Origin of the sequence: Streptomyces sp. NBC_01381, assembly GCF_026340305.1 — a bacterium.
Classification (GTDB): domain Bacteria; phylum Actinomycetota; class Actinomycetes; order Streptomycetales; family Streptomycetaceae; genus Streptomyces.
Map to the genome: position 1 here is coordinate 187,685 of NZ_JAPEPI010000004.1, position 19,951 is coordinate 207,635.

16 protein-coding genes are annotated in these 19,951 nt (G+C 70.5%); 9 read left to right on the forward strand and 7 right to left on the reverse strand.

Going from position 1 to position 19,951, the window contains the following annotated elements; genetic code table 11:
• Window positions 1–53 precede the first annotated feature (53 nt).
• A complete protein-coding gene (locus OG453_RS42115; protein WP_266874079.1) occupies window positions 54–989 on the forward strand; it encodes an SDR family NAD(P)-dependent oxidoreductase in 936 nt (311 codons plus the stop codon).
• Here the strand turns inward: OG453_RS42115 and OG453_RS42120 are convergent.
• Window positions 979–1,800, reverse strand: coding sequence for an alpha/beta fold hydrolase (locus tag OG453_RS42120; RefSeq protein WP_266874080.1), 822 nt, complete (start codon window positions 1,798–1,800; stop codon window positions 979–981). The two genes, OG453_RS42115 and OG453_RS42120, sit on opposite strands and share 11 nt — an antisense overlap.
• A gap of 29 nt (window positions 1,801–1,829) precedes the next feature.
• On the reverse strand, window positions 1,830–2,666 hold the full coding sequence (locus OG453_RS42125; protein ID WP_266874081.1) for an alpha/beta hydrolase: 837 nt from the start codon (window positions 2,664–2,666) through the stop codon (window positions 1,830–1,832).
• A gap of 162 nt (window positions 2,667–2,828) precedes the next feature.
• On the opposite strand from OG453_RS42125, the gene OG453_RS42130 reads away from it, so the two are divergent.
• Window positions 2,829–3,080 (forward strand): hypothetical protein, encoded by a 252-nt coding sequence (locus OG453_RS42130; protein WP_266874082.1) that lies wholly within the window; start codon window positions 2,829–2,831, stop codon window positions 3,078–3,080.
• Window positions 3,081–3,134: 54 nt separating this feature from the next.
• On the opposite strand, the gene OG453_RS42135 is transcribed toward OG453_RS42130, so the two are convergent.
• Window positions 3,135–4,334: an ROK family transcriptional regulator gene (locus OG453_RS42135; RefSeq protein WP_266874083.1), complete on the reverse strand. Its 1,200-nt coding sequence runs from the start codon at window positions 4,332–4,334 to the stop codon at window positions 3,135–3,137.
• A 191-nt stretch (window positions 4,335–4,525) separates the two neighbouring features.
• Between OG453_RS42135 and OG453_RS42140 the strand changes: the two genes are divergently transcribed.
• The 6 genes from OG453_RS42140 to OG453_RS42165 are packed head-to-tail and all read left to right on the forward strand — an operon-like array spanning window position 4,526 to window position 13,316.
• On the forward strand, window positions 4,526–6,031 hold the full coding sequence (locus OG453_RS42140; RefSeq protein ID WP_266874360.1) for a sugar ABC transporter ATP-binding protein: 1,506 nt from the start codon (window positions 4,526–4,528) through the stop codon (window positions 6,029–6,031).
• A 38-nt stretch (window positions 6,032–6,069) separates the two neighbouring features.
• The gene (locus OG453_RS42145; protein WP_266874361.1) at window positions 6,070–7,038 is read left to right on the forward strand and encodes an ABC transporter permease; all 969 of its coding nucleotides are present in this window, start codon (window positions 6,070–6,072) and stop codon (window positions 7,036–7,038) included.
• Window positions 7,035–8,045, forward strand: a complete 1,011-nt coding sequence (locus tag OG453_RS42150; RefSeq protein WP_266874084.1) for an ABC transporter permease — start codon at window positions 7,035–7,037, stop codon at window positions 8,043–8,045. Before OG453_RS42145 ends, OG453_RS42150 begins: the two co-directional genes overlap by 4 nt.
• 5 nt (window positions 8,046–8,050) lie before the next feature.
• Window positions 8,051–9,259: an ABC transporter substrate-binding protein gene (locus OG453_RS42155; RefSeq protein ID WP_266874362.1), complete on the forward strand. Its 1,209-nt coding sequence runs from the start codon at window positions 8,051–8,053 to the stop codon at window positions 9,257–9,259.
• A complete protein-coding gene (locus tag OG453_RS42160; protein WP_266874085.1) occupies window positions 9,256–10,128 on the forward strand; it encodes a sugar phosphate isomerase/epimerase in 873 nt (290 codons plus the stop codon). The genes OG453_RS42155 and OG453_RS42160 overlap by 4 nt, the downstream gene beginning before the upstream one ends.
• A gap of 50 nt (window positions 10,129–10,178) precedes the next feature.
• Window positions 10,179–13,316, forward strand: a complete 3,138-nt coding sequence (locus tag OG453_RS42165; RefSeq protein WP_266874086.1) for a ThuA domain-containing protein — start codon at window positions 10,179–10,181, stop codon at window positions 13,314–13,316.
• Window positions 13,317–13,394: 78 nt separating this feature from the next.
• On the opposite strand, the gene OG453_RS42170 is transcribed toward OG453_RS42165, so the two are convergent.
• Window positions 13,395–14,534, reverse strand: coding sequence for an aminoglycoside phosphotransferase family protein (locus OG453_RS42170; protein ID WP_266874087.1), 1,140 nt, complete (start codon window positions 14,532–14,534; stop codon window positions 13,395–13,397).
• 232 nt (window positions 14,535–14,766) lie between these two features.
• Here OG453_RS42170 and OG453_RS42175 point away from each other — a divergent pair, with 232 nt between their 5' ends.
• Complete coding sequence (locus OG453_RS42175) at window positions 14,767–16,266, forward strand: hypothetical protein (protein ID WP_266874088.1); 1,500 nt, start codon at window positions 14,767–14,769, stop codon at window positions 16,264–16,266.
• A gap of 35 nt (window positions 16,267–16,301) precedes the next feature.
• On the opposite strand, the gene OG453_RS42180 is transcribed toward OG453_RS42175, so the two are convergent.
• The 3 genes from OG453_RS42180 to OG453_RS42190 all read right to left on the reverse strand — a co-directional run bounded on the left by OG453_RS42180 (window position 16,302) and on the right by OG453_RS42190 (window position 19,942).
• A complete protein-coding gene (locus tag OG453_RS42180; protein ID WP_266874089.1) occupies window positions 16,302–17,723 on the reverse strand; it encodes a PP2C family protein-serine/threonine phosphatase in 1,422 nt (473 codons plus the stop codon).
• A gap of 170 nt (window positions 17,724–17,893) precedes the next feature.
• Window positions 17,894–18,538, reverse strand: coding sequence for a response regulator transcription factor (locus OG453_RS42185; RefSeq protein WP_266874090.1), 645 nt, complete (start codon window positions 18,536–18,538; stop codon window positions 17,894–17,896).
• A gap of 12 nt (window positions 18,539–18,550) precedes the next feature.
• Entirely contained in the window at window positions 18,551–19,942 is a 1,392-nt protein-coding gene (locus OG453_RS42190; RefSeq protein ID WP_266874091.1) for a sensor histidine kinase, read from the reverse strand.
• Between the last annotated feature and the right edge of the window lie 9 nt (window positions 19,943–19,951).

The window sequence follows — 19,951 nt, forward strand, 5'->3', positions numbered from 1 at the left end:
TGATTCACCGACTGCCTAACGTGTCACCGAGTGACGCATTTCGGAAGGCGGACATGGAGGCGGAGTTGAAGGCGGACATGGCGACCCTGCACGGCACGACCGCGCTGATCACCGGCGGCACCGGCGGCATCGGCAAGGAAACGGCCCGTGGACTTGTCAGGCGCGGCGCGCACGTGATCCTGGTGGGCCGCGACCCCGGGCGGGCCGCCGACGCCGTACGCGAACTCCAACATGAGGTCGGCGGCGGTCGGGTGGAGGCGGTGACCGCCGACCTGACGCTGCGTGCCGGGCTGCGACGGGTCGCCGACGCGGTGAACGCCGGGCATGCCGGGCACGCCGGACTCGACGTACTCGTCAACAACTTCGGCATGAATCCGGCCGAGCGCCGGCTGACCGCCGACGGGGTGGAGACCGCCTTCGCGGCGAACGTCCTCGCGCCCTTCGCCCTCACCCGGCTGCTCATGCCGAACCTGCGGAAGTCGCCCGCCGCCCGCGTCATCAACCTCACCGGCGGCATCCCGCGCGGCCCCGTCGACCCGGCCAACCTCCAGGCGGAGAAGGCCTTCATCGGCTGGACCTTCGGTCAGTACAACCACACCAAGGCCCAGCTCATGGCGGTGAGTTACGAGTACGCGCAGCGGATCGCGGACGACGGCGTCACCGTCAACGTGGCCTACCCCGGGCACGCGTACACGCCGGGCAACCAGGCGACGCCGATGCGCGCGTTCCCCCGTCTGTACCGCCCCGCCGCACCGCTCGTCCGGCTCCTCGGGCCGATCCTGCTCGCCGACCTCGCCAAGCCCGCCCGGTCCAGCATCCACCTCGCCACGAGCCCGGAGGTCGCAGGTGTCACCGGCGCCTACTTCGACAGCCGCTGCCGCCGCGTCCCGTGGCCGGACTTCGCCACCGATCCCCGTACCCGCAAGGCCGTGTGGTCGCTGTGCGAGCGGCTGTACGACCAGGGCGCGGTGGGCGAGTTCAAGAGCTGACGAACTCAAGCAGGTCCGTATTGAACGCCTCCTCGAACGCGCCCGTCAGACCGTGCGGGGCGCCCGGGTAGACCTTCAGGGCCGCGTCCTTGACCAGGTGGGCCGACTTGTGGGCCGAGGCCACGATCGGCACGATCTGGTCGTCGTCGCCGTGCGCGATCAGCGTGGGCACGTCGAGGCGCCGCAGGTCCTCGGTGAAGTCCGTCTCGGAGAACTCGCCCACACAGTCGTACGCCGCCTTCGCGCCGGCCTGCATGCTCTGCAGCCAGAAGGCGTCCCGGGTGCCCTGCGACACGGTCGACCCCGGCCGGTTCGCGCCGTAGAAGCTCTCGCTCAACTCCCGGTAGAACTGCGAGCGGTCGGTGCGCACGCGTTCCCGGATGGTGTCGAACACCTCGCGGGGCAGGCCCTCCGGGTTGGCCGGTGTCCGCAGCATGAGCGGAGGCACGGCGCCGAGGAGCACCACCTTGGCGATCCGGTCGGTGCCGTGCCGGCCGATGCTGCGGACGACCTCCCCGCCGCCCGTCGAGTGCCCCACCAGAACCGCTTCCCGCAGATCCAGGTTCCAGACGAGCTGCGCGAGGTCGTCGGCGTAGGTGTCCATGTCGTTGCCCTGCCACGGCTGGCCCGAACGGCCGTGGCCGCGGCGGTCGTGCGCGATGGCGCGGTAGCCGCTCTCGGCGACCAGGCGCAGCTGGTTGTCCCAGGCGTCCGCGTTGAGCGGCCAGCCGTGGCTGAAGACGACCGGGCGGCCCTCGCCCCAGTCCTTGTAGTGGATCGTGGTCCCGTCGACGGTGGTGAACGTGCCCATGCGGGTGTCCTCTCGGGAGGCCGGGGCGGTCAGACGAAGCGGCGCACGAAGGCCAGCGCCGTGTCGGCGACCTCCTGCCAGCGGCTGTCGATGATCAGCGCGTGGTCGCGGCCCGGCAGCTCGGTGATCTCCGTGACGCCGGAGTTCTGCTGCTGCTTCTTGTACGCGCCGTTGGCGAGCGCCCAGGGCACGGCATGGTCCTTCTCGCCGGAGATGATCAGGAGCGGGCCGCGCCGGGGATTGCGGCAGTCGACCTTCACCTCGGTCCGCGGATTGAGGTTCGCGGCCGCGGCCTGGAACGGCGGCGCGCACGGGGCGGGGACGGCGAACTTCTCGTACAGCTCCCTGGCCTCCCGCTCGCTGACCGCGTTGGCGTAGGCATAGCGGAACTGCTCGAAGGTCAGCGGGAGCGCGCGCTTCCGGTTGGCTGGGTTGGCGATCATGGGGCGCAGGGAGCGCAGCGTCGACAGCGGCAGCGCCATGATGCCGCGGAACGGCGCCGGATCGATCGCCACCGACGCGGCGCTCAGGCCACGCCCCGCGAGGATCTGCGTGAGCAGCCCGCCGACGGAGTGCCCGACGACGGCCGGTTTGCGCTCCAGACGGTCGATGAGCCCGGCGAGATGGTCGGCGATGCGTCCGACGGTCTTTCCCGCGAAGGCCTCGGGGCGCTCCCGGGCCTCGGACACCGTGTCCGGGTCGTCGGGCCAGGACAGCGCGACGGGCACATACCCGGCCGCCTCGAAGTGTGCGGTCCACAGATCCCAGCTGCTGGGCAGCATCCACAAACCGTGCACGAACACGACGGGCACGCGGTCGGTCGCTGCGTTGGCCCGGTCGATCTGCTGTGCGTCATTGGGGGGCATAGCCCGAAGTTACGGTCGCAAGTCCCCCGGCGATATAGGGCAGTTGACGGGTTGGCCGGTGTTGCATGGTGCTTGTCCGGTCTACGGCGAGGGTTTACCCGATGCCCAACCAGGAGTTGACGCCACGGCGCGGGGCCTGACCTAGCTTCGGTGGTGGCCGGGATGACCTCCGGCTTCAGTGAACCGGCACCGGACGACACCCGGGCCTTCCGGTGTCAGCTGGTGTGGAACGACAACAACACCGCGGGTGTGAAGTGCACCGGCGGCGGACCCTTCATCGCCGTCGCGAAGTGCAAGAACGGCAAGTGGGCCCAGGGTGCGAAGGCGGCCGCGGGGACCACCTCGTACGCCTACTGCACCTCCGTCAATTCGAGCCTGAAGAAGCCCGTCGAGGCCTATGGCGCGCGGGCCTGACAGGGGTTCAGGAGCGTAGGGAGGCGGCCGTCTTCCGACGGCCGCCTCCGTCCCTCAGCGTCTGGCCTCACCGCCCGCGAGGACGCGGTCCACCTGCCGCGGCGACAGGGCGTGTTCGACCGCGAGGATGCCGGCGCCCACCGCCGCCGCGTTCTCGCCCGTGCGGCTCGGCTCGATGCGCAGCACATGGGTGGCCAGCGGGTGCGAGCGCCGGTACACCGCTTCCCGTACGCCCGCGAGGAGTTGGTCGTGGACGGCGGCCAGCGCGCCGCCGACCACCACCGTGTCGGGGTTGAAGAAATTCACCAGGCCCGCGAGCACCTCGCCCACCGCGCGGCCCGCCTCCCGCACCATGCGGACGGCGTCGCGGTTTCCTGACTTCACCAGGCGTACGACATCACTGCCCGACGCGGCCTCCAGGCCGAGCCCGGAGAGCTTGCGGGCGATCGCCGCGCCCCCCGCGACGGCCTCCAGACAGCCGGAGTTTCCGCACCGGCAGGGCTCCTCGGTGTCACCGACCCGGATGTGCCCGATGTCGCCCGCGCTGCCCTGCGCGCCCCGGTGCAGCCGGCCGTCCGCGACGATGCCGCAGCCGATGCCGGTGCCCACCTTGATGTAGAGGAGATAGCGGGTGTCGGGGAAGGCGCGGCGCTGCTCGGCGAGGGCCATCACGTTCACGTCGTTGTCGACGAGGGCCCGCGCACCGAAGCGCTCGGCGAAGAACTCGGGGATCGGGTACTGGTGCCAGCCCGGCATGATCGGCGGATCCACCGGACGGCCCGTGGAGAACTCCACGGGACCCGGCACGCCGACCCCGATGGACTGCAACGACGCGGCGTCCCGATCGGCCTCCTTGAGCAGGGAGTTCAGCGTCCGCTCGACATGGCCGAGCACCTCCTGCGGGCCGTCCGCGATGGAGAGCGGATCCTCGCGCAGGGCGAGCATCTCGCCGCCGATGTCGAGCAGGGCGACCCGGCAGTGCGACGCCCCCAAGTCGACGCCGGCGACGGCGTGTTCGCGCGTGCGCAGGCGCAGCCGCCGGGGTGGTCTGCCGCCCGTGGAACCGCCGTCGGCCTCCTCGATGACGAAGTCGTGCGCGATGAGCGCGTCCACCCGCTGCGAGACCGTCGACCGCGCGAGCCCCGTGAGCCGGGCGATGTCGGCGCGGGTCGCCGCGGCCCCCGTCCGGATCAGGGCGAGGACCTCGCCGGGCGACGACGGCAGGGAAACGGGGTGATCCGGCGCTCCAGACATGGCAGCCACCATAGGGACGACTTCTGCTGCTCACAAGGCTGATGGTGTTCGGTCATCGACCTAAGTCACCGTCAACTCCCGTACAAGGAAAGCTGCTTGAGCCCTTGACAGGTCAAAGCTCGCTCATCACATTGCTCTGCAGACCGCTGCCGAAGGAGCCGAGGGTGCAGGCGATGCAGGCGACTCAAGTGATGTTGGCGATGCGAGGGGTGTCCAAGAGCTTTCTCGGAGTGCGGGTGCTGCACGGTGTCTCGCTCGACCTCGCCGCGGGTGAGGTGCACGCGCTGGTCGGTGAGAACGGCGCGGGCAAGTCCACCTTGATGAAGGTCCTCGCGGGCGAACACGTACCGGACGAGGGCAGCATCGTGCTCGACGGAACAGAGCATTCCTTCAGCCATCCCGCGCAGGCCCAGGCCGCCGGAATCGGCATCATCCACCAGGAGTTCGCGCTGCTCGCGCACCGCACGGTCGCCGAGAACGTCTTCCTGGGCCGCGAACCGACCCGCTACGGCCTCGTCGACCGCCGCGCGATGGAGGCGCGTACGGCCGAACTCCTCGCCGAGGTCGGCGTATCGGGCATCACGCCACGCACGTACGTCCGTGATCTGTCCGTCGCCCGGCAGCAGACCGTCGAGATCGTCAAGGCGCTCGCATCCGACGTCCGTGTCCTGGTCATGGACGAGCCGACCGCGCCGCTCGCCGACCACGAGGCGGGCCTCCTGCACGACCTCGTGCGCCGCCTCGCGGGCCGCGGCCTCGGCATCCTGTACATCTCGCACCGGCTGCGGGAAGTCTTCGAACTGTCGCAGCGGATCACGGTGTTGAAGGACGGCCGCCACGTCACGACCGTGCGCACCGCCGACACGGACACCGACCAGGTCGTACGCGCCATGGTGGGCCGGGAGCTGAGCGCCTACTACCCGCCGCGCGCCCGCCCCGATGACATCGGCGAGATCCGCCTCACGGTCACCGGCGGCGGCAACGACCGGCTCCGCGGCATCGACCTGACGCTGCGGGCCGGCGAGGTCACCGGCATCGCGGGCCTCGAAGGCTCCGGGCGTACGTCCCTGGCGCGGGCCCTGTTCGGCGCCGCACCGTTCACCGGCGGGGCCATGACGGTGGGCGGCGACGCCCTGCGGCCCACCACTCCGCGGCAGGCCATCCGCGCGGGGATCGCCCTGGTGACCGAGGACCGCAAGGCCGAGGGGCTCGCCCTGCGCCAGTCCGTGCGCGACAACGCCCTCCTCGTCACGCGCGCCGTCCCCGCCCGCGAGGGCCCGCCCGCGGCCCGCGAACTCACCGCGCTCCTTGAACGCGTCAAGCTCCAGGCGCGCGGCGAGGACCAGCAGGCCCAGTACCTCTCCGGCGGCAACCAGCAGAAGGTCGTCATTGCCAAGTGGCTCGCCGCCCGCCCCCGCGTCCTGCTCTTCGACGAGCCGACCCGGGGCGTCGACGTCGGCGCCAAGGCCGCCATCCACACCCTCGTGCGCGAGCTGGCCCGCGAGGGCATCGCCGTCCTGATCGTCTCCTCCGAGCTGCCCGAACTCATCGGGATGAGCGACCGCATCCTCGTCATGTCCGACGGCCGCATCGCCGGGGAGCTCCCGGCGGGCGCCGCCGAGGAGGACGTGATGCGGCTCGCCACGACCGGCCCGTCCGCCCTGTCCGACTCCTCCGGAGAGGAGCCCGCCGCGTGAGCGGTACCACCGGTACCACCGTCGCCCCGCCGCCCGCAGTGAAGTCCCGTGCCGTACAGCGCGGCCGGCTCACCGACCCGGCCGTCGGCGTCTGGCTCGCGGCCGCCGCCGTCACCGTCCTCGGCTGGATCGTGGTCGCCGCGCGCGGCGGCGACTTCCTCACCGTGTCGAACGTCGTCGGCATCCTGCAGAACTGCGTCGCCCTCGGCCTGGTCGCCGTCGGCCAGACCGCCGTCATCCTCACCGGCTCGCTCGACCTGTCGGTGGCCTACCTCATCAGCCTCGGCACGCTGGTCGCCGCCACCACCATGGAGGACGGCGGCGTCGTCACCGCGGTGCTTGCCGTCCTCGCCCTGTCGGCGGCCGTCGGACTAGCCAACGGCCTCATCGTCACCGGCCTCAAGGTCAACGCGTTCATCGCGACGCTCGGCACCGCGTACATCCTGCGCGGCTGGATCGAGGACAACTACACCGGCCCGGCGGGCAAGGTCCCCGCCTCCTTCCAGCATCTGGGCTACGACCGGATGGGCCCGATCCCGGTCTCGATCTTCCTGCTCGCCGCCGTCGCCGCCGCGATGTGGCTCGTCACCCGCCGCACCCGCTTCGGACATCATCTGTACGCGACGGGCGGCGACGAACACGCGGCGCGCCTGTCCGGTGTCCGCACCCGGCGCACGATCATCGCCGCCCACGTCCTGTGCTCGCTCTGCGTGGGCGCCGCCGCCCTCTTCCTCGCCTCACGGCTCGGCGCCGGCGCCCCCTGGGCGGGCACCGAGGCCCGCTACGACCTGGAGTCGATCGCCGCGGTCGTGCTCGGCGGCACCGTCCTCGCGGGCGGCCGCGGGGGAGTGGCGGGCACGCTCGGCGGGGTCCTGGTGCTCGCGGTGCTCGACTCCGTCTTCAACCAGCTCGGCGTCGACCCGTTCTTCAAGAACGTGGTCCGCGGCATCGTCATCATCGCCGCCGTCGCGATCTACGCCCGGCGCGGCAGCAGGAGGTCCGCATGAGCAGCCATACGGCAACGGTCGCTCCGTACAAGAGAGTTGCCCGCTCGCTCGGCAGCGGAGCGCCCGTCTACGCCCTGCTCGTGGTGCTCCTCGTCGCGCTCGCCGCCACCGACCCCGGCTTCTACGAACCCGACCGCTTCCTGGCCTTCGTCAAACGGGCGGCGCCCCTGGTGATCCTCGCCGCCGGGCAGTATCTGGTCATCGTCTGCGGCGAGTTCGACCTGTCCGTCGGGGCGATCGTCACGGCGGGCGTCGTTGCGGCCGCGGAGGTCTATGGCTCGTTCCCGGACGCGCCGTGGCTGCTCATCACCGCTGGACTGCTGCTCGCGGGGGCGCTCACCGGGCTGGTCAACGGGCTGATCACCACCCGTCTGAGAGTGCCCTCCTTCATCACCACGCTCGGCATGATGCTGATCCTGGAGGGCGCCGTCTTCTACTGGACGGGCGGATCGCCGCACGGCCAACTCTCCGAAGGGTTCCGGCAGTTGGGGCGCGGCACCGCCATGGGCTGGCTGCCCTGGGCCGTCCTTGCCTGCCTCGTCGCGGGCGTCGTCTCCGTCCTGCTCATGCGCTCCGACTTCGGCCGCACGCTGATCGCGACCGGGGACAGCGAACGCGCCGCCGCCCTCGCGGGGGTGCGGGTCCACCGCGCCCGCGTCATCGCCTTCGTGCTGTCCGGCGCGGCCGCCGCGCTGGCCGCCGTCCTCGTCGGCGGCTTCTCCGGGGTGTCCGCGCAGGCCGGCCGCGGCTACGAGTTCGAGGCGATCACCGCCGTGGTCCTCGGCGGGGTCGTGCTCGGCGGCGGGCGGGGCAGTGTCGTCGCCGCGATGGCCGGCGCCTTCTCGCTGCAGGCACTGTTCACGCTGCTCAACCTGCAGGGCGTATCGGGCGCCCTGGAATCCACCGTCCAGGGCGTCATCGTCATCGCCGCGGTCGGGCTCGGGGCCGCCGACTGGTCCCGGCTGCGCCGCCGTCGTCCCCACTCCTCAGGAGGCAGACCCTCGTGACGCACATCCACCCGAACCGCAGGCGCGCGCTCGCACCCGCCGCTGTCCTCCTCGCGGGCGCGCTGCTCGCCTCCTGTTCCAGCGACACGCCGCCCGACTCGCCGGCCGGGGCCTCGGAGAGCGGCTCGTCGGAGCAGGGCGACAAACCCTCCAAGTTCTTCGAACAGGCCGAGTACGACCGTCAGTTGGCGCTCGGCAAGGAGACGCCCCAGGGCCCGGCCGACAAGCCCTGGGAGCAGATGCTCGAACCGAAGATGACCGACACCGCCCAGTACAAGAAGAAGGGCTCGGGCGGCACCCACCTCTGCTTCTCCAACGCCGGAGTCTTCAACCCCTGGCGGCAGGTCGGCCTGAAGAACATGAAGGCCGAGGTGAAACTCCACAAGGAGATCAGCGACTTCACCGTCCTGGACGCCCAGGGCAAGGACGACAAGCAGATCTCCGACATCCAGGAGCTGGCCGGGAACAAGGACTGCGACGCGCTGATCGTCTCGCCGAACACCACCGCCACCCTCACCCCCGCCGTGAAGGAGGCCTGCGGCAAGCTGCCCGTCATCGTCTTCGACCGAGGCGTGGAGACCGACTGCGCCGTCACCTTCGTCAACCCGATCGGCGGATACGGCTACGGCGCCGTCGCCGCCGACTTCCTCGTCGACAAGGTCAAGCCCAAGGGGAAGATCCTCGCCCTGCGCATCTCGCCCGGCGTGGACGTCCTGGAGACCCGCTGGTCCGCGGCGAAACTGGCCTTCGACAAGAGTGAACTGGACGTCGTGGACGCCAAGTTCACCGACGGAGACCCCGCCAAGACCAAGTCGATCGTCTCCGATGCCATCTCCCGGCACGGCTCCATCGACGGCGTCTGGATGGACTCCGGCGCCACAGCCGTCGCCGCCGTCGAGGCCTTCGAGGACGCGGGCGTCGACGTCCCGCCGATCACCGGCGAGGACCAGCAGGACTTCCTCGAGGCCTGGAAGGACAAGAAGCTCACCGCGATCGCCCCCACCTACCCGACCTTCCAATGGCGTACGCCGGTCATCGCGGCCCTGCGGATCCTGGACGGAAAGGAGGTGCCCAAGGAGTGGAAGCTGCCGCAGCCGACCGTCACCCAGGAAAACCTGGACGAGTACCTCCAGGACAGCATGCCGCCGCTGCACTACGCGATGTGCGGGTGCCAGGACATGCCGGGCTACCCCAAGGACTGGAGGAAGAAGTGACGCACGCCGCCTGGCAGTTGGGGGCGAACCCCTGGATCTGGCACTCGCCGGTCTCCGGTGAGGTGCTCACGGAAACCCTGCCCCGTCTGGCGGGCTGGGGCTTCGACTGTGTGGAGCTGCCTCTCGAAAACGCCGACGACTGGGAGCCCGCGGCGGCCGCCAAGCTCCTGGACGCCACGGGCCTGACGCCCGCCGCCGTCGTCGCCGTCATGCCCGACCGGCGGAACCTGGTCCGCGCCGACCAGGCCATGGTCCGCGCCACCCAGGACTACCTGCGCCGCTGTGTCGACGCCGCCCACGCGATCGGCGCCCCCGTGGTGGCGGGACCCGTGTACGCGGCGGTCGGCCGCACCTGGCGCATGGACCGGGCGGAGCGCTCGGCGGCGTACGAGGAATGGCGTGAGCACATCGCGCCGGTCGTCGCCTACGCGGCCCGCGCCGGGGTGCGCATCGCCGTCGAACCCCTCAACCGCTACGAGACGAGCCTGTTCAACACCGTCGCCCAGACCCTCACCGGCCTCGAAGGCCTGCCCGAGGACGCGATCGGCATCGCGCTCGACACGTACCACCAGAACATCGAGGAACACACGCTGCCGGTCGCGGTCCGCGCGGCGGCCGGCCGCATCGCCCATGTCCAGGTGTGCGCCAACGACCGCGGCGCGCCCGGCACCGACCACCTCGACTGGCCCGGCTTCCTGCGCGCCCTGAGCGAGTCCGGCTACCAAGGCCCCCTCTGCATCGAGTCGTTCACCGCACACAACGACGCCATCGCGGTCGCCGCCTCCGTCTGGCGCCCCCTCGCATCCACCCAGGACGCGCTCGCGACCGACGGCCTCGGCTTCCTGCGCCGCACACTCGCGGCCCTCTGAGTTTCCGGCACCAGGCACCCGCACCCCGTCCACACAGAGAGGAACCGCTCATGAGCTGTCATGCTCGTGACATTCATTTAAGGAGTCTACGAAGAGGGGTCGTCGCCCTGCTGGCGGCACTGCTCCTCACCGTGGGCTTTCTGCCCGGCTCCGGAGCGACCGCGGCCGACAAGGACCCCGCCTTCCGCGCCCTGCTCTTCACCAAGGCCGTCGGCTACGTCCACGACTCGATCCCGGCCGGCATCCAGATGGTCAAGGAACAGGCCGCGGCTGAGAACTTCGAGGTCGTCCAGACCGACGACGCCAGCGTCTTCGACGACGCGAAGCTCAAGGACTTCGACGTCATCATCATGCTGCAGAACTCCGGCATGGTCTGGGACACCGACGCCCAGCGCGACGCCATGAAGAAGTACGTGAAGAGCGGCAAGGGCGTCGTCGCGCTGCACAACACCCTCGACATGGGCGTCGAGGACTCCTTCCCCTGGTGGGACGAGCTCATCAACGCAGGTGCCCACATGCCCGCCCACTCGCCGGGCGTCCTCAAGGGCACCGCGAAGGTCGCCGACCGCGACCACCCCTCCACCAAGGGTCTTCCCGAGCGCTGGGAGCGCCCGGAGGAGTGGTACAACTTCGACAAGAATCCCCGCGGCGACGTGCACGTCCTGGTCACCGCCGACGAGACGACGTACGACCCGGGCGGCTCCAAGATGGGCGCCGACCACCCCATCTCCTGGTGCCGCAACGCCGAGGGCGGCAAGGTCTGGGCCACCGCCATGGGCCACGACAAGACGTCGTACACCGAAGCCGCCTTCCGCGAGCATGTGCTCGGCGGCATCCAGTGGGCCTCGGGCAACAAGGCCGGCGACTGCGGCGGCACGGTCTGGTCGGGCTATGAGAAGACCGCGCTCGACGACAACACCGCCGACCCCATGGAGCTCGACGTCGCCAAGGACGGCAAGGTCTTCTACGTCCAGCGCAGCGGCGAGGTGAAGATCTTCGACCCGAAGAGCCACTCCACCTCCACGGCCGGGAAGCTCGACGTCTACACCGGCGGCGAGGACGGCCTGGTCGGCATGGAACTCGACCCGAAGTTCGCCGACAACCGCTGGCTCTACCTGTACTACGCGCCCGCGAGCGCCAAGGAAGACGTCAACCGCCTCTCCCGCTTCACGGTCAAGGCGGACAACACCCTCGACCTGGCCAGCGAGAAGAAGCTCCTGGACGTCCCCGCCTACCGCGACCGCAGCTTCCCCGAGCCCGGCCACACCGGCGGCGCCGTCGAGTTCGGCCCTGACCGCACGCTCTACCTGGGCGTCGGCGACGACGTCCCGCCCAACCTCGACCCGAATTGGCAGGGCTACGCCCCGCTCGACTGGCGCCCCGGCAAGGAGCGCCTCGACGCAGCCCGCACCGCGGGCAACACCAACGACCTGCGCGGCAAGATCCTGCGCATCAAGCCGACGGACTCCGGCGGCTACACCATCCCCAAGGGCAACCTCTTCGCGAAGGGCACGGACAAGACGCGGCCCGAGATCTATGCCATGGGCTTCCGCAACCCCTTCCGCTTCACCGTCGACCCCAAGACGGGCTATGTGCACGCCTCCGACTACGGCCCCGACCGCGGAGGACCGACGACCGACCGGGGCCCCGAGGGCCTGGTCGAGTACAACGTCATCAAGAAGGCCGGCAATTACGGCTGGCCGTTCTGCCACGGCAACAACCAGGCGTACGCGCCCTATGACCCCGACACCCAGAAGGTCGGGACGAAGTTCGACTGCGCCAAGCCCACCAACCCCTCGCCGAACAACACCGGCCTGAAGGACCTGCCGACGCTGCAGCAGCCGGAGATCTGGTACGGCTACGGCGAGTCCAAGGAGTTCCCGGAGATGGGCGCGGGCGGCTCGGCGCCGATGAGCGGACCCGTCTACCACTACGACCCCAAGAACCCCTCCAAGACGAAGTTCCCCGCCTACTTCGAGGGCGCGAGCTTCTTCTACGAGTGGGCCCGCGACTCGGTCAAGGAGATCCGCTTCGACAAGGACGAGAAGCTCCTGAAGATCAACGACTTCCTGAAGTCGGCGAAGTTCGCCAAGCCCATGGACATGACCTTCGGGCCCGACGGCTCGCTCTATGTCCTGGAGTGGGGCAGCGAGTTCGGCGGCGGCAACAACGACTCCGGGCTCTACCGCATCGACTATGCCCAGGGCCAGCGCACCCCGCTCGCCCAGGCCAAGGCGTCCGCCACCAACGGGCCCGTCCCCCTGAAGGTCGACTTCTCCAGCGAGGGCAGCAAGGACCCGGACGGCGATCCGCTCACCTTCGCCTGGGACTTCAACGGCGACGGAACCTATGACTCCACCGAGGCCAATCCCTCCCACACCTATGACACCAAGGGAGACTTCAACGCCCAGCTGAAGGTCACCGACTCCACCGGCAAGTCCGGTTACGCCAACGTCCCCGTGACGGCGGGCAACACCGCACCCAAGGTGACGATCGAGACCCCGGTCGACGGCAAGCTCATCCAGTTCGGCGACAAGATCCCCTACAAGGTCACCGTCACCGACCCCGAGGACGGCACGATCGACTGCACCAAGGTCACCGTCAACCCGGCCCTCGGCCACGACGACCACGAGCACCCCACCACCGACATCCCCGGCTGCGAAGGCACCGTGGACACCGGTGACCTGGGCGGCCACCCCGAGGGCGCCGACCTCACCTACGTACTCAACGCCAAGTACACCGACAAGGGCGGCGACGGCGTCAGCGCGCTGACCGGCTACGGCCGCTCCGTCCTGCAGCCCAAGCACAAGCAGGCCGAGTACCGCGACGACCAGTCAGGCACCCGCATCGTCTCCCAGGAGGGCGCCGAGAACGGCAAGCGCATCGGCGACATCAGCAACGGCGACTGGATCGCGTACAGCCCGATGAGCGTCGAAGGCGTCGGCAAGGTCAGCTACAAGCTGTCCTCGCCCTACGGCGTCGGCTCCATCGAACTGCGCGCGGACGCCCCCGACGGCAAGCTGCTCGCCACCACCCCTGTCCCCAACACCGGGGGCTGGGACACCTATCAGGCAACTCCGGACGTCCCTGTCGAGGCGCTGACCGGCACCCACAAGCTGTATGTGGTCTTCAAGTCGACGCAGGACAATTCCTTCGACGTAGACGCGGTGCAGTTCACTACGTCATAGTCGCCCGGTAGTCGCCAGAGGCATACGAAGGTCCGCAGTGCGCCGCTGTCCAAGGCGCACTGCGGACCGTCATCCCCGTCAGCGAGTACCGACCGCCGCCCGCACGGCCCGCCGGGCCAGCTGGCAGTCGTCGTGCAACCGCCTCAGCAGCAGTCGCTGTTCCTCGCCGGACGGCGCAGCACCGGGATGGGCCGGGCCCGGTGCCGCCGGGGCCGCGTCGTGCATCGAGCGCTGCACGGCCATTTCGTACGTACGGATCTCCCGGGTCAGGATCAGCATCAGGTTGACCAGGAACGCGTCCCGCGCCGCTGTCCCCGCGTGCTGCGCCCGCTGACTGATCTCGCGGCGCTCCACCGGTGCGTCACCCAGCACCGCCCAGAGCGTCGCCAGGTCATAGCCCGGCAGATACCAGCCCGCGTGCTCCCAGTCCACGAACACCGGACCGGCAGGCGAGAGCAGGATGTTCGAGAGCAGCGCGTCACCGTGGCAGAACTGCCAGGTGTCCTGCTGCCCCGCCGAGTGCGCGATGCCGTGCAACAGCTTCTGCAGGTCACCCATGTCCCGGTCGGTGAGCAGACCCAGCTCATGGAAGCGGGAGATCCGCTTGCCGTAGTCCAGGGGCCTGCCGAACATCTCCTGCGGCGGACGCCACCGGTTGAGGCGGTCGATCGCACCGAGCGCGAGCCGTACGTCCGCGCGCGGTGGCGGCTCCACGGGATGCCGGGTCAGCGCCGCGACGCGGCCCTGCATCCGCTCGATCACCAGCGTGCAGTCCTCCGGGTCCGCGGCGATCAGCCGCGGGGCCCGGACGGGCGGGCGGTGCCGGACGAACGAGCGGTATGCCGCTATCTCGTGCCGGATCCGCTCGGCCCACACTGGCGAATGGTCCAGTAAACACTTGGCGATCGCCGTGCTGCGCCCTGTCGTTCCCACCAGGAGCACGGTGCGTCCGCTGCGGCGGAGCACCTGCACCGGGTTGAACTCCGGACAGATGCGGTGCACCGAGGCGATCGCGGTGCGCAGTTGCGCCCCCTGGGGGCCGGACAAGTCGAGTCTCCCGCTGAGCGGTTGGGTGCCGGACCCCGGGACGCGGCGCGTCCGGCCGGCGCCGAGCGACCCGGCCGCCGGCCGCGCGGGCTCCAAGTAGGGGCCGCTGCCCGGCTGTCGGGAGTGCAGCGGCCGGGGCGGGGCGGACACGGAGGACGATGCTGCGTACATGGGCGATACAGATCCCTTCGTGTGCCTGTGAGTTGCCGCGCCACCGGCCCGGACGCCTTGGTGCACCCTGGGGAATGTCCCGAGGTGGTCCGGGTCGGGGTGGCGCATTCCTACCTGACACCCGGCGTCCCCTGGCACACCATGTGGCGCACCCTGGCGAACCCTGGCGAATAGTCGCCCAGCAACTGACAGAGGGTTACTGTCAACTCAGCCGAGAACCTGGGGGCTTGACGTGAATGGACAACCCAACACCCGACTGTCGGACCTTTTCGGCCTGGCAGGCTGGTCCAAGGGGGAACTCGCGAGACTGGTGAACCGGCAGGCGGCGGCCATGGGCCACCCGCAGCTGGCCACCGACACCTCGCGGGTGCGGCGTTGGATCGACATGGGGGAAATCCCGCGCGATCCCGTGCCCAGGGTGTTGGCGGCTCTGTTCACCGAGCGTCTCGGCCGTGTCGTGACCATTGAGGATCTCGGTCTGGTGCGGCACGGGCGCGTAGGGAAGCGGCGCGGCGACGGGAGTGTGGAGCACCCCGACGGCGTGCCGTGGGCGCCCGAACGGACAGCCGCGGTCCTCACCGAATTCACGGGAATGGACCTCATGCTCAACCGACGCGGCTTGGTGGGCGCGGGCGCTGCGCTTGCCGCAGGCTCCGCACTCAGCAGCGCCATGCACGACTGGCTGCACACCGATCCGGCCCTAGTTGCCGACGCTCCCCGCACCGAACATCCCCTGCACGCCGACCCCGCCGGGTTCGACCGCTATGAGGCCGCCCCCATCGGGTCGCAGGAGATCGAGGAACTGGAGCGCTCCGTCGAGGTGTTCCGGGCCTGGGACGCGGCCCGCGGCGGCGGGCTGCAGCGCAAGGCTGTGGTGGGACAGCTCAACGAAGTGGGCGGCATGCTCGCCTACCGACACCCTGAACATCTCCAGCGGCGCCTGTGGGGCGTCGCTGCCAACCTCGCCGTCCTCGCGGGCTGGATGTCGCACGACGTCGGCCTGGAGCCCACGGCACAGAAGTACTTCGTGATCGCCGCGCACGCGGCCCGCGAGGGCGGTGACCGGCCGCGCGCCGGTGAGGCCCTGTCCCGGGCGGCGCGCCAGATGGTGCATCTGGGCCGGCCGGACGACGCCCTGGACCTCATGAAGCTCGCCCAGTCGGGATCGGGCGAGGAGATGCTGCCGCGCACGCAGGCCATGCTCTACACCATCGAGGCCTGGGCACAGGCGTCGATGGGCAAGGGGCAGGCGATGCGCCGCACGCTCGGCATCGCGGAGGACCTCTTCGTGTCCGACAAGGGGGATGTGCCCCCGCCGAGTTGGATGCAGATGTTCGACGAGGCGGACATGCACGGCATGCAGGCGCTGGCCTACCGCACCCTCGCCGATCACGAGGCATCCGCGGCGGCCACCGCCCAGCGCCATGCCAAGGAGGCGATCGACCTGCGGTCCAAGGGCCGCGACCGGTCGCAGATCTTCGACTACATCTCGCTGGCCTCGGCGTGCTTCATCGCCGACGATCCCGAACAGGCCGACCGGTACGCGCGGTTGGCGCTGGTGTCGATGGGGTCCAACTCCTCACACCGCACCTGGGACCGGCTGCGGGAGATGTACCGGCTGACCGCTCAGTACTCCGGCTATCCGAAGATCCAGGACCTGCGCGAGGAGATCAAGCTGGCGCTGCCGAAGTCGGCGGGCAAGGGCGGGGGTGGCAGGCGGGTCCAGGTGTGAGGGGCCGGTGCCCGGGTTCTGGTTGACCCGTGGTCCTAGTTGACCCGTGCGACCAACAGGCAGGCGTCGTCCTCGCGTGGGGCCACGCCGAACTCCTCGACGATCGTCCGTACGCAGTCCTGTGCGCCGCGTGTGTCGGTGAAGCGGGGTGCGAGGGCCAGCAGCCTGCTGGTCGCCGCGTCCCTGGCGCGCCGGGGAACAAGGCCGTCGGTGTGCAGCAACAGCACGTCGCCCGGCCGGAGTTGCTCTTCGGCCTGCTCGTAGGTGGCGCCGGAGGTCGCCCCGAGGATCACGCCGTCCGGTGGTGTCAGCGTGCGCCCCGTCCCGTCGCGGAACAGCAGCGGGGCGGGGTGTCCCGCCTGCGCCCAGGACAGCGTGCCCGTCGCGGGGGAGTACTGGCAGCAGACCGCGCTGCCCAGGGCCGGTTGGGCGGTGGTGTCCAGTAACTGGTTGAGCCAGCCCATCAGTTGACCGGGGCGCACCCCGGCGACCGCCATGCCGCGCACGGCGCCGAGCAGCATCGCCATGCCGGAGGTGACGGTGACGCCGTGACCGGTGAGATCGCCGACGCTCAACAAGTACTGGCCGTCGGGCAGTTCCATGGCGTCGTACCAGTCACCGCCGATCAGTGCGCTCGTCGACGAGGGGAGGTAGTGCGCGGCGAGGTCCAGTGCCGCGGGTCCGCCGTGCGGGAACCGCAGGGAGCCACGCCACGGCGGCAGCACGGCCTCCTGCAGTTCGACCGCGAGCCGGTGCTCTGTCTGCGCGATGTGCCGCTGGCGCTGCAGCGAGTCACGGGTCTCGCGCACCACTCGCTGGCTGCGGCGCAGCTCGCTGACGTCCCGCAGGACCGCCCACATGGAGGCGGTGCTGCCGTCAGCGGCGAGCACGGGCTCGCCCATCATGTGCACCTGTCGTACGCCGCCGTCGGGGCGCGTGATCCGGAACTCGCCGTCGATCGGCTTACCGTCGATCAGGCAGTCCGTGACCATGGCCGTCAGCATCGGCTGGTCGTCGACGTGCACCAGGGAGGGCAGTTCGTCCAGGGAGAGCGGGGGAGCGTCCGGGTCCCGGCCCAGGATCTGATAGAGCTCGCCGGACCAACTCGCCTCGTCGTTCAGGAGGTTCCACTCCGCGCTGCCGACCCGGCTGAGCAGCGAACCGTGCTGCGGTTCGAGCGGCGGGGGGATGGCCGGCGCCGACGGCTCCGGCGTCGGCTGGACGGGCCCGTCCCGCAACTGCGCCAGGTGGTCGTCCAGGTCGTTGAGCTGGTGGACCGCGAGGTCGCACAGGGCGCGCTGCCAGCGTCCCTGGGGGTCGCCGTGGTCGGTCATGGCGTCGCGGCGTACGGCGTCGACCTCGCCGCGGAGCCGACGCGTCTGCGTGATCAGCGCTTCGACCGAGCCACGCTCGGGCGGCTGGGCGGCTGGGCGGTCCGCGAAGACATGGGACGGCATGAGGTGCTCCGTTGACGATGCGGTGCGACCAGACGGACGGGGGATGGACCGCTAATGACTTTCGCACAGCGAGAGGGGGCTCGTAAGGGATTTGGCAACACCCGAGGCGTTGTTGCATCCGGCATATGCCTATGTCCATAGGGTGGGCGACATTCCGCACACCCCCTGCGTCAGCCGCGCAAGTAGCGGATGACGGCCAGCACGCGGCGGTTGTGGTCATGTGACGCGGGCAGGCCTAGCTTCTCGAAGACGGAGGCCACATGTTTCTCGACGGTGCCCGCCGAGACGACGAGGCTCTGCGCGATTGCCGCGTTGGACCGCCCCTCGGCCATCAGGGAGAGCACCTCGCGCTCGCGCTCGGTCAGCGGCGCGAGCTCGGCCGCGCGGTGTCCCGCACCGGCCAACTGCGTGACGACCTCGGGGTCCAGGGCCGTGCCGCCCGCGCCCACCCGCTCCAGGGCATCGGCGAACTCCGCGACATTGGCGACCCGGTCCTTGAGCAGATAGCCGACCCCCGCCGACCCCTCCGCGAGCAGCCGCGTGGCGTACTTCGTCTCGACGTACTGCGAGAAGAGCAGAACGCCCGTGCCGGGGTGATCGCGGCGGATGTCGATGGCCGCGCGCAGCCCCTCGTCCGTGTGGGTCGGGGGCATCCGGATGTCGGTCACCGTGACGTCCGGGCGGTGCTCGGCGACCGCGGCGCGCAAGGCGTCCGCGTCCCCCACGGCCGCGCAGATCTCATGCCCCCGCTCGGCGAGCATCTGGGCCAGCAACTCCCGCAGTACCGCGGCATCCTCAGCGATCACGACGCGCATGGCCGCATGCTCTCACGCACGCAGGGGAAGATCGACAGTGACCGCCGTCGGCCCACCCGCGGGGCTCTTGATTTCTATCCCGCCGTCGACCGTACGCACGCGCTGGACGAGCCCGCTCAGTCCGCTCCCGGCCCCCATCTCCGCGCCGCCCTGCCCGTCGTCACTGACCTGGAGGTAGAGCCGGCCGTCCGACTGAGCCACCGTGATCGCGGCCCGCCGCGCACCGCTGTGCTTGATGACATTGGTGAGCAACTCGGCGGCACAGAAGTACGCGATGGTCTCGATCGCCGGCGTCGGCCGCTCGGGCACCTCCGTGACCAGGTCGACGGGAATGGCACTGCGCGAGGTCAGCGTCGCGAGCGCGTCGGGCAGCCCGTCGTCGAGCACGGGCGGATGGATGCCGCGGGCCAGATCGCGCAGTTCGGTGAGCGCGTCGGTGGCGTTCTGATGCGCACCGTCGACCAGTTGACGAATACGGCCGACGTCCAGCGGCGCGCCCCCGTCATCACCGTCGTACTCGGTCAGCCGCTGCCTGACCATGTCCAGACTCATCGCCACCGCGACGAGCCGCACCTGCGCTCCGTCGTGCAGATCGCGCTCGACGCGCCGCAGCAGGGCCACCGAGTCATCCACGGCGAGCGCCCGGGTCTCCTCCAAGTCACGGACCCGGTCGGCGAGTTGACCAGGACCGAGGAGCGAGCGGATCAGCCAGCGGTCGGTCTCCGTCACCAGCCGGGTCACCCAGGGCGCGCACAGCAGGACGGCCACTCCGACCGCGGCCGCGAAGAAGGTGCCCGCGAAGGTGTCCACATGCAGCCCGCCGGCGGGAATGGGGGACAGCACCGGCATGCCCTCCGGATCACCCGCCGCGGGCCGCTGCCCGAACACCGCCCACCGCAGCGGCGCGGTCAGGCTCACCAGTCCCGTCACCCACCACAGGACGGCGTACGCCCCGAGGCAACTGACCGGCAGCTTCGCCAGCGTGTAGGCCGCCGCCCGCCATCCGTTCCCGTCCCACAGCCGGGCATCGATGCGGCTGACGAATTTCCCATCGGGCCGCAGCGGCGGCGGCGACTCGGTCTCCTCGCCCAGCAGCCCCGCGGCCAGCCGACGGTGCAGCCGGCCCAGCGCTCGGGCCAGCTGGAGCCCCGCGATCACCAGCAGCGCGCCGACCACGAAGAGCACGACCGACACCGTGAACCCCGCGCCCAGAGCGAGCAACACCAGGAGGACCGCCCCACCTGCGAGGCCGAGCGGGAACCCGATCAGGCAGTACGCCGCCTCGGCCCATGCCCGCCGGGTGAGGGGGGCGCGCAGGACGGCGCGCCCGAGGGCGCGAGCCTTACTCGCGCCACCCGCTGGCGCGGGGCGCTCCGGCGTGATCATCGGGGGTGTGACGTGCATGGTGTCCAG

Bases quoted from the DNA above. Each gene is read 5' to 3' on its own strand.
- OG453_RS42115 (WP_266874079.1), top strand. From the start codon at position 54: ATGGAGGCGGAGTTGAAGGCGGACATGGCGACCCTGCACGGCACGACC.
- OG453_RS42120 (WP_266874080.1), bottom strand. From the start codon at position 1,800: ATGGGCACGTTCACCACCGTCGACGGGACCACGATCCACTACAAGGAC.
- OG453_RS42125 (WP_266874081.1), bottom strand. From the start codon at position 2,666: ATGCCCCCCAATGACGCACAGCAGATCGACCGGGCCAACGCAGCGACC.
- OG453_RS42130 (WP_266874082.1), top strand. From the start codon at position 2,829: ATGACCTCCGGCTTCAGTGAACCGGCACCGGACGACACCCGGGCCTTC.
- OG453_RS42135 (WP_266874083.1), bottom strand. From the start codon at position 4,334: ATGTCTGGAGCGCCGGATCACCCCGTTTCCCTGCCGTCGTCGCCCGGC.
- OG453_RS42140 (WP_266874360.1), top strand. From the start codon at position 4,526: ATGTTGGCGATGCGAGGGGTGTCCAAGAGCTTTCTCGGAGTGCGGGTG.
- OG453_RS42150 (WP_266874084.1), top strand. From the start codon at position 7,035: ATGAGCAGCCATACGGCAACGGTCGCTCCGTACAAGAGAGTTGCCCGC.
- OG453_RS42165 (WP_266874086.1), top strand. From the start codon at position 10,179: ATGAGCTGTCATGCTCGTGACATTCATTTAAGGAGTCTACGAAGAGGG.
- OG453_RS42170 (WP_266874087.1), bottom strand. From the start codon at position 14,534: ATGTACGCAGCATCGTCCTCCGTGTCCGCCCCGCCCCGGCCGCTGCAC.
- OG453_RS42180 (WP_266874089.1), bottom strand. From the start codon at position 17,723: ATGCCGTCCCATGTCTTCGCGGACCGCCCAGCCGCCCAGCCGCCCGAG.
- OG453_RS42185 (WP_266874090.1), bottom strand. From the start codon at position 18,538: ATGCGCGTCGTGATCGCTGAGGATGCCGCGGTACTGCGGGAGTTGCTG.
- OG453_RS42190 (WP_266874091.1), bottom strand. From the start codon at position 19,942: ATGCACGTCACACCCCCGATGATCACGCCGGAGCGCCCCGCGCCAGCG.